The organism is Amycolatopsis sp. cg13 (genome assembly GCF_041346965.1).
Taxonomy (GTDB): domain Bacteria; phylum Actinomycetota; class Actinomycetes; order Mycobacteriales; family Pseudonocardiaceae; genus Amycolatopsis.
In genome coordinates this window covers 4,073,801-4,086,766 of the sequence record NZ_CP166848.1, presented here as the reverse complement: position 1 = coordinate 4,086,766, position 12,966 = coordinate 4,073,801, and the positions used below count along the sequence as shown (strand labels likewise).

The window sequence follows — 12,966 nt, the reverse complement described above, 5'->3', positions numbered from 1 at the left end:
AACCAGCGAAAACACTCACGACAACCCAGCAGCGTTCAGGACTCCGACTGACGCCGTCCGCCCGAACCGTTGCGGCGGTTTCGCGGCGGCTGGCCCGATCCGCGACGGTCGCCGCCAGCAGCGCGGCGGCCGGCGCCCTCCGCACCCCGGCGGCCGGCACCCGTGCCGCGGCGCTGGTCTTCCCGGCGGGACTGGCCTGCCTGCCGGTCCGAACCTGCCGAAGATCCGGCCCGAGCGGCCCGCGGCTCCGTGCCTTGACGAGGTCCGCCACGACCACCACCGCGGCGGGGTTGCGAGCCGGTCCGGGCGCCGAGTCCGCCTCGGTTTTCCGAAGGCGCGCCGCGGCGGCGGCCGGTGCCCGGTGCGGCGCCGGAAGCGGTCACCGTCTTGGGGCGGTTGTCCACGACCGGGCGGCGCGGTGACGCGGTGAACGAGCGGTCGCCGGGGGCCAGTTCGGCCAGCAGCGGGTGCGAAGGCGAGATCCGCGTGGTGGTCGGCGAGATGCCCGCCTTCCGGGTGAGTGCGCGGACGTCCGAGACCTGCTCGTCGGTCATCAGCGTCACCACGGTGCCCGAAGCGCCCGCGCGGGCGGTGCGGCCGGAGCGGTGCAGGTAGGCCTTGTGCTCGACCGGCGGGTCGGCGTGGATGACCAGCGTGACGTCGTCCACGTGGATGCCCCGGGCGGCGATGTCCGTGGCCACCAGGGTTTTCGCGGTGCCGGACGAGAACGCTTCCAGGTTGCGCGTGCGCGCGTTCTGGCCGAGGTTGCCGTGCAGTTCGACGGCCGGGACGCCGCTCGCGACGAGTTTGCGGGTGAGGGCCTTCGCGCGGTGTTTCGTGCGGGTGAAGACCAGGGTGCGGCCGGGAGCCGCGGTGAGGTCGACCAGCACCGGCAGGCGGTGGGTTTCCTCGAGGTGCAGCACGTGGTGCGTCATCGTCGAGACCGGGGACTGCGCCGAGTCGACGCTGTGCAGCATCGGGTCGTTCATGAAGCGCTTCGCGAGCACGTCGATCCCGTTGTCGAGCGTCGCGGAGAACAGCAGGCGCTGGCCGCGCTCGGGGGTCGCCGCCATGATGCGGCGGACCTCGGGCAGGAAGCCCAGGTCGGCCATGTGGTCGGCCTCGTCGAGCACGGTGATCTCGATCTTGTCCAGCTTCGCTTCGCCGGAGCGCATGTGGTCGGCGAGCCGGCCGGGGCAGGCGACGACGATGTCGACGCCGTCGCGCAGGCGGGTGATCTGCGGGTTCGCGCTCACGCCGCCGAAAATCGTGGTGGCCTTGAGGCCCAGCGGGCGCGCCAGGGGCACGATCGCGGCCTCGATCTGGGTGGCCAGTTCGCGCGTCGGGGCGAGGATCAGCGCCCGCGGCCGGCCGGGGCGGCGCCGCGTCGGGCCCGCGGCCAGGCGGGCCAGCACGGGCAGCACGAAGCCGTAGGTCTTGCCGGAGCCGGTGCGGCCGCGGCCGAGGACGTCGCGGCCCGCGAGCGTGTGCGGGAGCGTGGCGGCCTGGATCGGGAAGGGCTCGGTGACGCCCTGGGCGGCGAGCGCGTCGACAAGAGTCTTGGGCAGGCCGAGTTCGGTGAAAGTCGTCATGGTTGGTGCGGACGCGAAAGCGTCCCGTATCTCCGTACGTAGCGCGGTTGTCCTGCCCGGCGCGGCCTCGGGTGGCTGCGGCGCGTGGTCGTCGACAACAGTGAGACGCGGTCCGAGGCAGAACTGAGCGGACCGCATCGTCCACTATACCGTCCCAAGATCCAGCGGGCTACGTGATATCGCCCGCAGGCCGCCACGCGCGAACCGACGAAGCGGGTGCGCGATGTTCGTTCGTTTCCACCATCGCCGCCGCGCCCGCGGGTGCGAGGCTGGCCGCATGAGCGCAGACGAACTCCGGGGACTGCTGGGCGAATGGACACGGGAAGCGGGAGTTCCCGGTGTCTCGGCCGGGATTCTCCACGAGGGCAAGGAAACCTTGCTGACCGCGGGAGTGTCCAGTGTGGACACCGGAACGCCGGTGGACGACGACACGCTGTTCATGATCGGCTCCACCAGCAAGACGTTCGCCGCCGCCGCGGTGCTCGTGCTGGTCGAGGACGGCGTGCTCGCACTGGACCGGCCGGTGGTCGAGTACCTCCCGGAGCTGCGGCTCGCCGACCCGCTCGCGACCAAGACCGTGACGCTGCGCCACCTCCTCACGCACTCGTCCGGCTTCCTCGGCGACATCGAGGTCGACACCGGCTGGGGCGACGACGCGCTCGCCCGCGCCGTGCGGCAGTTCGACGAGCTGCCGCAGGTGTTCCCGGTCGGCGAGGTGTTCTCCTATTGCAACGCCGGATTCCTCCTGGCCGGCCGTGTCGCGGAGGCGGTGTCCGGCGGCGCCTACGAGGACTTGGTCCGCACCCGGCTGCTGGAGCCGCTCGGCATGACGGACTCGTACTTTCAGCCCTGGGACGTGCTGACCCGGCGGCACGCCGTCGGGCACGCGCTGCGCGAGGACGGCCCGGCGGTCGCGCACACCGTCGGCCTCGCCCGGGCGGACGCGCCGGCGGGCGGTCTCTGGTCGACCGCCCGTGACCAGCTGAAATGGGCTCGATTCCAGCTGACCGGCGGGGAGGTGTTGAGCGACGAGACCCGCCGCCTCATGCACGACGCGCAGCGCAAGGGCGCGCTGCCGTTCGAGGAGGTCGGGCTGTCCTGGCTGCGGCTGAGCCACGGCGACACGCAACTGGTGCGGCACGGCGGCAACGTCAGCAACCTGCAGCTGTCGGAGTTCGTGATGGCGCCGAGTGAGAACCTCGCGGTCACCGTGCTCACCAACAGCGCGGGCGGCGGCGCGCTCGGCCCGCGGATCGTCGACTGGTGCCTCGAGAACCTCGCTGACCTGCCGAAACTGGGCGGACGTCCGACCAGGGCGATCGACCCGGGCGACTGCCCTGGACGGTATCGGACCGGCTCGCTGATCTTCGAGGTCACCGAACGCGACGGCTCGCTCTGGGCGCAGATGATCCTCGACACCGACGATCCGGACATCCTCTCGGCCCCGCCGTTCGAGGTCGCCTTCGTCGACGACGACGTGCTCGCCCGCGCCTCGGACACCAGCAGGCCGAGCGCGCGTTTCCGGCGCGACGGCCACGGCCGGGTGGACGCGGTGGAGTTCGGCGGCCGCACCGCGCTAAGGTTACCGGGCGGTAATATCGGCTGACCTGGAGATGCGATGAGCGAAACGGCGACAGCGCTGCTGAACCCGCGGGACTACGACGCCCGGAAGTTCGACCCGGAGACCCAGCGGCTGCTGCGGGCGACGATCGACTGGTTCGAATCGCGCGGCAAGCGCCGTCTCGCGGAGGCGTATCACGACCGCGAGTTCTACGCCGACTTCCTGGAGTTCGCGGGCAAGGAAGGCCTGTTCGCCACGTTCCTCACCCCGGCCGCGGATTCGGCCGGGGACGCCGAGAAGCGCTGGGACACCAGCCGGATCGCCGCGCTGGCGGAAATCCTCGGCTTCTACGGTCTCAACTACTGGTACCCGTTCCAGGTCACCGTTCTCGGCCTCGGACCGGTGTGGCAGAGCGGAAACGCGGCCGCCCGCAAGCGTGCCGCGGCAGCGCTGGCCGAGGGCGGGGTAGGCGCGTTCGGACTGTCCGAAAAGGAACACGGTGCGGACATCTACTCGTCCGACCTCGTGCTCACCCCGGACGGCGAGGGCGGCTACCGCGCCAACGGGTCGAAGTACTACATCGGCAACGGGAACTGCGCGCGCACGGTTTCGGTGTTCGGCCGGATCGAAGGCGTCGAAGGACCCGAGCAGTACGTGTTCTTCTACGCCGATTCCGAGCATCCGAACTACCACGTCGTGAAGAACATCGTGCCGTCGCAGATGTACGTCGCGGAGTTCCGGCTCGAGGACTACCCGGTGCGCGCCGAGGACCTCCTGCACACCGGACCGGAGGCCTTCAGCGCCGCGCTGAACACGGTCAACATCGGCAAGTTCAACCTGTGCTTCGGCGGCATCGGGATGGCGACGCATTCGCTGTACGAGGCGATCACGCACGCGCAGAACCGGATCCTGTACGGCAACCCGGTCACCGATTTCCCGCACGTGCGCCGCGAATTCGTCGAGGCCTACGCGCGGTTGACCGGGATGAAGCTGTTCTCCGACCGCGCGATCGACTACTTCCGCTCGGCGAACCAGCAGGACCGCCGCTACCTGCTGTACAACCCGATCACCAAGATGAAGGTCACCACCGAGGCGCAGAAGGTGATCGGGCTGGTCGCGGATGTCGTGGCGGCCAAGGGTTTCGAGGCCGACACCTACCTCGCGATGGCCAAGAACGACATCGACGGCCTGCCCAAGCTGGAGGGCACGGTCGCGGTGAACCTCGCGCTGATCGCGAAGTTCATGCCCGCGTACCTGTTCGCGCCGCAGGAATACCCGGCGGTGCCGACCCGCGACGACGCCTCCGACGACGACTTCCTGTTCCGCCAGGGCCCCGCGCGCGGACTGTCGAAGATCCGGTTCCACGACTGGAAACCGGCTTACGAGAACGCGAAGCACCTGCCGAACGTCGCCCGGTTCACCGAACAGGCCGACGTGCTGGTGCGCCTGCTTTCCGAGGCGACGCCGGACGAGGCGCAGCAGAAGGACCTGGACTTCGGCCTCGCGCTGACCGAGCTGTTCACCCTCGTCGTGTACGGGCAGCTGATCCTGGAACAGGCTGAGCTGACCGGCGTGTCAGACGATGTGCTAGACCAGCTGTTCGCCGTGCTGGTGCAGGACTTCAGCGTCGCCGCGGTCGATCTGCACGGCAAGCCGAGCTCCACGGAGAAGCAGCAGGAGCTGGCCTTGGCCGGGCTGCGGAAGCCGGTGGTGGACGACGAACGGTTCGGTCGCGTGTGGGCGATCGTGCGCGAGCTTTCCGGTGCGTACGAGATGAATCCCTGACGCGCACCGCCTGGCGAGACGGGCTGCGGCTTCGTTCCGGCGAAGGTACGTGAGGGGAACCCTGAGGGAATCAGATTCCCTCAGGGTTCCCCTCATGTACTTCGGCATCGCGCGCCGCGCACGTCGACGGGCGAGAACCCCCGCGCGTCACTGCGAAAACCCCAATGCGGCAGTGGGTGCGCTCAACGCACCGAACGCCACATTGGGTGCGTCAGACGCACCCAATGCGGCATTGGGGCGTTCTACTTGCCGAATCCGGCGCGTCGCAGCGCATCCGCCATCGCGCCGCCGCCCCCGGAGTCACGACGGTCCCGGCCGCCACCGCCGCCACGCTGCTGCGGCTGGTTCCGGCGCTGACCGCCGCCGCCCTGACCGCCACCGCCGCCCTGGCCGCGATCCCGGCCGCCGCCGCGGTTGTTGCCCGCGCCGGGTTCGTCGTCCAGGCGCAGGGTCAGCGAGATCCGCTTGCGCGGCACGTCGACCTCCAGCACCTTCACCTTCACGATGTCGCCCGGCTTCACGACGTCGCGCGGGTCCTTCACGAAGTTCTTCGACAGCGCCGAAACGTGCGCGAGGCCGTCCTGGTGCACGCCGACGTCGATGAACGCGCCGAACGCGGCCACGTTCGTCACCACGCCCTCCAGCCGCATGCCCGGCTTGAGGTCGCCGATCTTCTCGACGCCCTCGGCAAAGGTCGCGGTCTTGAACGCCGGACGCGGGTCGCGGCCCGGCTTCTCCAGCTCGGACAGGATGTCGGTGACCGTCGGGAGGCCGAAGGTGTCGTCGACGAACTCGGTGGGCTTGAGCGCCTGCAGAGTCCGTGCGTTGCCGATCAGTTCGCGGATGCCGCTGCCGGTGCGGTCGAGGATCCGTCGCACGACCGGGTACGCCTCCGGGTGCACCGAGGACGCGTCGAGCGGGTCGTCGCCGTCCGGGATGCGGAGGAAGCCCGCGCACTGTTCGAACGCCTTCGGGCCGAGCCGTGCGACGTCCTTGAGCGCGGTCCGCGAGCGGAACGGGCCGTTGGAGTCGCGGTGCGCCACGATGTTCTCCGCGAGCGACGTCGTGATGCCCGAAACCCGGGTCAGCAGGGGAGCGGACGCGGTGTTCACGTCCACGCCGACCGCGTTCACGCAGTCCTCGACCACCGCGTCCAGCGAACGCGACAGCGACACCTCGGACAGGTCGTGCTGGTACTGGCCGACGCCGATCGACTTCGGGTCGATCTTCACCAGTTCGGCCAGCGGGTCCTGCAGCCGGCGCGCGATCGAGACCGCGCCGCGCAGCGAGACGTCCATGCCCGGCAGTTCCTGCGAGGCGAACGCCGAGGCCGAGTACACCGACGCGCCCGCCTCGGACACGACGGCCTTGGTGAGCTTCAGCTCCGGGTGCTTCTTGATCAGCTCGATGGCCAGCTTGTCGGTCTCCCGCGAGGCGGTGCCGTTGCCGATCGAGATCAGGTCGACGTTGTGCTTCCCGGCCAGCACGGCCAGCTCCGCGATCGACTGGTCCCACTTGTTCGCCGGCTGGTGCGGGTAGATCACGTGGGTGTCGACGACCTTGCCGGTCGCGTCGACCACGGCCACCTTCACGCCGGTGCGGAAGCCCGGGTCGAGGCCCATCGTCGCGCGGGTGCCCGCCGGGGCGGCCAGCAGCAGGTCGCGCAGGTTCGCCGCGAACACGCGCACGGCGTCGTCCTCGGCCGACTGGCGCAGCCGCATCCGCAGGTCGATGCCCAGGTGCAGGAGGATCTTCGTGCGCCAGGCCCAGCGCACGGTGTCGCCGAGCCACTTGTCCGCCGGACGGTCCTGCTGGCTGATGCCGAACCGGGCGGCGATGCGCTGCTCGTACTCGGTCGGGCCGACGCGCACCGGAGCGTCCTCGGCGACCGGCTCGGAGGGCTCCATCGACAGGTCGAGGATCTCTTCCTTCTCGCCGCGCAGCATCGCGAGGATCCTGTGCGAGGGGAGCTTGGTGTAGGGCTCGGAGAAGTCGAAGTAGTCGGAGAACTTGGCCCCGTCGGTCTCCTTGCCCGCCCGCACCTTCGACGCCAGGTGGCCCTCGGTCCACATCTTCTCGCGCAGCTCGCCGATCAGGTCGGCGTCCTCGGCGAAGCGCTCGACCAGGATGGCGCGCGCGCCGTCGAGGGCGGCCTGTGCGTCCGCGACGCCCTTGTCCGCGTCGACGAACACCGCGGCGGCTGCCTGCGGATCCGTCGACGGGTCGTTCAGCAGGCCGTCGGCCAGCGGCTCCAGACCGGCCTCGCGGGCGATCTGCGCCTTGGTCCGCCGCTTGGGCTTGTAGGGCAGGTAGATGTCCTCGAGCCGCGACTTCGTGTCCGCGGCGAGGATCTGCGCCTCGAGCGCCTCGTCCAGCTTGCCCTGGCTCCGGATGGACTCCAGGACCGCGCCGCGGCGCTCGTCCAGCTCGCGCAGGTAGCGCAGCCGCTCCTCGAGCGTGCGCAGCTGCGCGTCGTCCAGCTCTCCGGTGACTTCCTTGCGGTACCGGGCGATGAACGGCACCGTGGACCCCTCGTCGAGGAGCCCGACGGCGGCCTTGACCTGCCCTTCGCGCACCCCCAGCTCTTCGGCGATCCGCTGCTCGACCGACTGCACGCTCAAAACCAGGCTCCTGCTTCGTCTCGGGTTGCTCCGAGCCTGCATTGTGCCGCTGCCCGCCCGGCGCGGCGCGCATGGCCCGCCGAAGCACCTCCGGAAGTTCCTTGACATCCGTATTGGTCTAGTCCATTTTGAGGTGACCTGGCTCACTGTCGTGCGGAGGTCTGCCCGTGTCCCCACACCCGTCCACCCGGCGGCTGCCTGCCCTGGTGTCCCTGCTGGCCTCGGTCGCGCTCGCGCTCGGTGTCACGCTCGCCCTCGGCACCACCAGCGCATCGGCCGCGAACATCCTCGCCAACCCCGGCTTCGAGAGCGGCTCGCTCTCCGGCTGGACCTGCAGTGGCACCGCGTCGGTCGTCTCGACCCAGGCCCACGACGGCAGCCACTCGCTGAGCGCGGCGCCCTCCGGTTCCGACACCGGGCAGTGCTCCCAGCAGGTCACGGTGCAGCCCAACACCGCGTACAAGCTGTCCGCGTGGGTCCAGGGCAGCTACGTCTACCTGGGCGTCTCCGGCGCTGCCACGCAGAACACCTGGACGCCCGGCGCGACCGGCTGGCAGCAGCTCAGCCTGAGCTTCACCACCGGCTCGTCCACGAGCCTCACGGTGTACCTGCACGGCTGGTACGGCCAGCCCGCCTACCTCGCCGACGACGTCAACCTCGACGGCCCGGGCACCCCGCCCACGACGTCCACGAGCCCCACGACCTCCACCGCGCCGACGACCCCGACCTCGCCGACGACGACCACCACGACCAGCACGCCGCCGCACAACGGCGACCTGCCGAAGCACATCCTCACCGGCTACTGGCAGAACTTCGACAACGGCGCGAAGACGCTGAAGCTGGCTGACGTGCCCACGACGTACAACGTCATCGCGATCGCCTTCGCCGACGCCACCACGACGCCCGGCGCGGTGAGCTTCACGCTCGACCCGGCCCTGTCGTCGAAGCTCGGCGGCTACACCGACGCGCAGTTCCGCGAAGACATCAAGACCGTGCAGGCGCGCGGCCAGAAGGTGATCATCTCGGTCGGCGGCGAGAAGGGCACGATCAGCGTCGGCGACAGCTCCTCGGCGAGCAACTTCGCCAACTCGGTGAAGCAGCTGATCTCCACCTACGGCTTCGACGGCGTCGACATCGACCTGGAGAACGGCATCAACGCCACCTACATGGGACAGGCGCTGCGCAGCATCCACGACGGCGGCGGCTCGGTGATCACCATGGCGCCGCAGACGATCGACATGCAGTCCACCCAGGGCGGCTACTTCCAGCTGGCGCTGAACGTCAAGGACATCCTCACCGTCGTCAACATGCAGTACTACAACTCGGGCGCGATGAACGGCTGCAACGGGAACGTCTACTCCCAGGGCACGGTCGACTTCCTCACCGCGCTCTCGTGTATCCAGCTGCAGGGCGGCCTGCGGGCCGACCAGGTCGCGTTCGGGCTGCCGTCCTCGGGCTCGGCCGCGGGCGGCGGGTACCAGTCGCCGTCGAACGTCGTGTCGGCGATGAACTGCATGGCCAAGGGCACCGGCTGCGCTTCGTTCAAGCCGTCGGCGACGTATCCGGAGTTCCGCGGCGCGATGACCTGGTCCATCAACTGGGACGCGTCGAACGGCTACTCCTTCGCCAACACGGTCAGCGCGGGCCTGAAGAACCTGCCCTGATCGAACGCACCAGGTAGTCGGCCGGGTCGAGTGCCCTGGTCCGGCGGTCGTATTCGGTGACCAGCCCGGGCCAGTTGGTGCTCACCCGGCCGTTTTCCTGCCGGTACCAGCTTGTGCAACCGCTCCAGACGCTGTGCGAAAGCCGCGCTTGCACCTCGCGGTCGTAGCGTTCCTCGACTTCGGCGCGCACCTCCAGCGACGCCACGTCCGGCCGGGCGAGGTGTTCGACGGCCTGGCGGAGGTAGCGCGCTTGCCGCTCGATCATGTAGATGATCGAGCCCGCGCCGAGGTTGGTGTTGGGGCCGTAGACGCAGAACAGGTTCGGGAATCCCGGCACTGTCATGCCGAGGTACGCCCGCGCGCCGCCGCGCCACGCCTCGGACAACAACCGGCCGTCGCGGCCGAGCACCTTCATCGGGCCGAGGAATTCCGTCGCCTTGAACCCGGTGCCGTAGATCAGCACGTCGACCTCGTGCTCCACGCCGTCCGCCGTGCGTATTCCGCGCGGAGTGATTTCCTTAATCGAGGACGTTTCGACAGAGACGTTCGGCTGCGCGAGCGCGGGCAGGTAGTCGTTGGTGAACAAGATCCGCTTGCAGCCCAACGGATAGTCCGGCTTCACGCGGCGGCGCAGCGTGCGGTCCTTGAGATGACGGCGGCGCAGCTGAGCGGTGCGCAGTTCGAAGATCTTGGTCAGCAACGGATATCGCGTCATGCCGTAGGTCGCGTACTCGGCGAGCAGGAAGATCCGCGCGCGACCGAACAGCTGCGTCTTCGGCAGACGGCGGAAAAGCCGCTTCTGCCAGGCTTTGTAGCGGCCGTCGTTCTTGCCCATGATGTATGGCGGCGTGCGCTGGAAGACGGTGACGTGCGCGGCTTCCTTGCGGATCTCCGGCACGAACTGGATCGCGCTCGCGCCGGTGCCGATCACCGCGATCCGCTTGCCCGCCAACGGGATTTCGTGGTTCCACTCAGCGGAGTGGAACGCCTCGCCGGCGAAGGTCTCGCGGCCGGGGATCGACGGCCAGGCTGGCCGGGAGAGCTGTCCGACAGCGGGTGCGAAGACATCCGCCTCGAAGGTTTCGCCTTGCGCGGTCTCGACCCGCCAGCGGCCGTCCTCGTAGGTCGCGGAGGTGACCTCGCGTCCGTAGCGGATGTGCGGTTCGATGCCGTACTTCGCGATCACGCGCTTGAGGTAGGCGTGGATGTCCGGCTGCATCGCGTACCGCTTCGGCCAGTCCGGATTGGGTTCGAAGGAGAACGAGTACAGCGGCGACGGGATGTCGCAGGCCGCGCCGGGGTAGGTGTTCTCGCGCCATACGCCGCCCGGTTCGGCCGCCCGCTCCAGGATCGTGACGTTCGGGAAACCGGCGCGCTTCAGCTCGATCGCGGCGCCGATTCCGCCGAACCCGGTGCCCACGATCAGCACGGATGGGGTGTCGTCCATAGCCCGAAGCTACGCAGGCGGCCGCCGGTGCGGAAGGGCACGAACGGCCACTCGATCGAGAATTCCGGCCAGCGGACGTCGTGAGCGGCGATCACGGTTCTAACCGGGATCGCCACTCACGACCTCGTGTGTCTTGCCGGGCTCGGCCCACGCGAGCAGCTTCCTTCCGGCACTCTCCAGTGCGGAGGTGTCGCGCTTTGTGAGCCGTTCGAAGGGGGTGAGGACGAGCGTCGCCGACTCGCGCGTGGTCGTCGTTTCCCAGATTCCGCGGACCCGGCCGTCGACCAGCAGGGTGCCTTTGACCAGGCCGTTGATGGTGATCACGCGTTTGCGGTGCTCGTCGCTGATCATCCGCGTGCGGTCGGCGTAGGACAGCAGCGTCTGGTCGAACGGGCCCAGCAGCCGCGGCGGCGCGGGCGTGTCCTCGTCGGGCAGCGTGGCGTCCGGCAGGTCGTAGAGCGTGCGGCCTTCGGGATCGAGATAGGTGCGCAGGTCCATCTCCTCGATCACCTCGCCGAGCTTCGTGACGCCCGCCCAAGCCTGCACGTCCGCGACCGTCGCCGGACCGAACGCGGCGAGATAGCGGCGGACCAGCTCGGCGGCGGAGGGCTCGGGCGCGGCGACGCCGTCGAGCCAGTGGTCCGCCACCTGGTACGTCGGCTGCCCGGCCTTGCCCCACACGCCGCGCGGCGGGATCTGGACGAGCGGCAGGATGGCGCGGACCAGGAACATCAGCGACGCGGCCGGAGTCTCCGGATAATGCTCGACCAGCGCTTTGCCGAGCTGGTCGCTCGAATGCGGCCGCTCGCGCAGCAGTTCGCTGGTCGTTTTCGCCACGGCGTCGTGATCGAGTTTGGACAGCGGCTCCCGGTGCTGGTTGGCCGCCGTCAGGGCGCGGTCCATGACGATCTGGGTCAGTGGCCGCCAGGCGAGCGCGTCGGCGGCGGGGACGAGGTGCACCGTGCCGCGCATCAGCACCATCCGCACCACGCTGCGGTCGAGCAGCAGGCTCGCGAGGTCGTCCGGCTGGAAGCCTTGCAGCCGGCACCACAGCGCGTAATACGGCGGGAACGGCGCTTGCGCTTGCAGTCCGGCGAGGTGCGCGACGGCGTCGAGAACCGGCATTTTGGCGGGCTTCAGGAGCAGCTGCCGGTCGAGGGTCGCGCGGTTGAGGAGGCGGTGGGAAAGGTGCACGGCGGGAGCTTAACGAGCAACCCGGACAGTTTTGGCCCTCGATCGGCACGCGGGCGGCCGGTTGATCCATAATTCCGGCCATGGCCGAGCTAGCCGCACCCGCCATCCGCGACTGGGACTACCCGCGCGGCACGGCGAGTGTGCTGCTCATGCACCGGTTCGCCGAGGAACACGGCGTCACGCTGCCCGGGGTGGCTGTCGAGGAATTGCGTGCGCCGGACCGGCAGCTCGACGCCTGGCAGGAACTGGCCGTCGTGCGCGCGTTGCTGTCGACGGTCGGGTCGGGCGACGACGTCGCGCTCAGCCTCGGCTGCCGGTACCGGGCGACCACGTTCGGCATCTTCGGCTTCGCCTGCATCAGCAGCCCGACGATGCGCGACGCGATGGTGTTCGCCTTGCGATACCTGGATTTGTCGTTCACCTTCTGCATTCCGCACGTCGAGCTGGACGCCGCCGGACTCCGTCTGGTGCTGGACGATTCGCGGGTCCCCGAAGACGTCGCGCGATTCCTAGCGCTGCGCGACCTGTCCGCGATCTGCACCGTCATGCGGGACCTCTTGCCGGAGATCTCCTTGGAACGGCTGGAGTTCCGGTTCCCTTCTTCATCCTTTGTGGACGCATATCGGACGGCCTTCGGGGTCAGCCCGATTTTCGGGGCGGCCGAGCATCAGGTCATCCTTGATCCCGAGCTGTTGAATCTGCCGTTGCCGCAGGCCAACGAGCAAACCGTCGCGTTGTGTGCCGCGCAGTGCGATGCCCTCGTCGCCCGTCGCCGCACGCGATCAGGAGTCCCGCAGCTGGTGCGGGAACGGCTGGTGCGGCTGGGCGGCGCGGATGCCGGGATGGACGAGATCGCCCGTCAGCTCACGCTCAGCGCGCGAACCCTGCGACGTCGGTTGACCGAGGCGGGCACCGGCTACCGCCAGCTGCTGGACGAGGTCCGCCAGACACTCGCCGAGGAAATGCTCGACACCGGCGTGTTGTCGGTCGATGACGTCGCTTTGCGCCTGGGCTATGCCGAGGCTTCGAGCTTCATCTACGCGTTCAAGCGCTGGACTGGTACGACGCCCGCCGCGTACGCCCGCCGCAACCGCTAGCCGTT

8 protein-coding genes are annotated in these 12,966 nt (G+C 69.4%); 4 read left to right on the top strand and 4 right to left on the bottom strand.

Annotated features, from left to right (window positions below):
- Nucleotides 1-35 precede the first annotated feature (35 nt).
- Nucleotides 36-1,592 carry a DEAD/DEAH box helicase gene (locus tag AB5I40_RS18620; protein WP_370939780.1) on the bottom strand — a complete coding sequence of 519 codons (1,557 nt, stop codon included), beginning with the start codon at nt 1,590-1,592 and terminating at the stop codon, nt 36-38.
- Nucleotides 1,593-1,869: 277 nt separating this feature from the next.
- Here AB5I40_RS18620 and AB5I40_RS18615 point away from each other — a divergent pair, with 277 nt between their 5' ends.
- On the top strand, nt 1,870-3,198 hold the full coding sequence (locus AB5I40_RS18615; protein ID WP_370939779.1) for a serine hydrolase domain-containing protein: 1,329 nt from the start codon (nt 1,870-1,872) through the stop codon (nt 3,196-3,198).
- A 12-nt stretch (nt 3,199-3,210) separates the two neighbouring features.
- Nucleotides 3,211-4,938 carry an acyl-CoA dehydrogenase gene (locus AB5I40_RS18610; RefSeq protein WP_370939778.1) on the top strand — a complete coding sequence of 576 codons (1,728 nt, stop codon included), beginning with the start codon at nt 3,211-3,213 and terminating at the stop codon, nt 4,936-4,938.
- Between the two features lie 242 nt (nt 4,939-5,180).
- Here AB5I40_RS18610 and AB5I40_RS18605 read toward each other — a convergent pair whose 3' ends face one another.
- Nucleotides 5,181-7,559, bottom strand: a complete 2,379-nt coding sequence (locus AB5I40_RS18605) for a Tex family protein (RefSeq protein WP_370939777.1) — start codon at nt 7,557-7,559, stop codon at nt 5,181-5,183.
- Nucleotides 7,560-7,726: 167 nt separating this feature from the next.
- On the opposite strand from AB5I40_RS18605, the gene AB5I40_RS18600 reads away from it, so the two are divergent.
- Nucleotides 7,727-9,223: a chitinase gene (locus AB5I40_RS18600; RefSeq protein ID WP_370939775.1), complete on the top strand. Its 1,497-nt coding sequence runs from the start codon at nt 7,727-7,729 to the stop codon at nt 9,221-9,223.
- On the opposite strand, the gene AB5I40_RS18595 is transcribed toward AB5I40_RS18600, so the two are convergent.
- Both AB5I40_RS18595 and AB5I40_RS18590 read right to left on the bottom strand, forming a co-directional pair.
- On the bottom strand, nt 9,195-10,670 hold the full coding sequence (locus AB5I40_RS18595; RefSeq protein ID WP_370939774.1) for a flavin-containing monooxygenase: 1,476 nt from the start codon (nt 10,668-10,670) through the stop codon (nt 9,195-9,197). The two genes, AB5I40_RS18600 and AB5I40_RS18595, sit on opposite strands and share 29 nt — an antisense overlap.
- 99 nt (nt 10,671-10,769) lie before the next feature.
- On the bottom strand, nt 10,770-11,864 hold the full coding sequence (locus AB5I40_RS18590; protein WP_370939773.1) for a winged helix DNA-binding domain-containing protein: 1,095 nt from the start codon (nt 11,862-11,864) through the stop codon (nt 10,770-10,772).
- Between the two features lie 80 nt (nt 11,865-11,944).
- On the opposite strand from AB5I40_RS18590, the gene AB5I40_RS18585 reads away from it, so the two are divergent.
- On the top strand, nt 11,945-12,961 hold the full coding sequence (locus AB5I40_RS18585; protein ID WP_370939772.1) for an AraC family transcriptional regulator ligand-binding domain-containing protein: 1,017 nt from the start codon (nt 11,945-11,947) through the stop codon (nt 12,959-12,961).
- Nucleotides 12,962-12,966 lie beyond the last annotated feature (5 nt).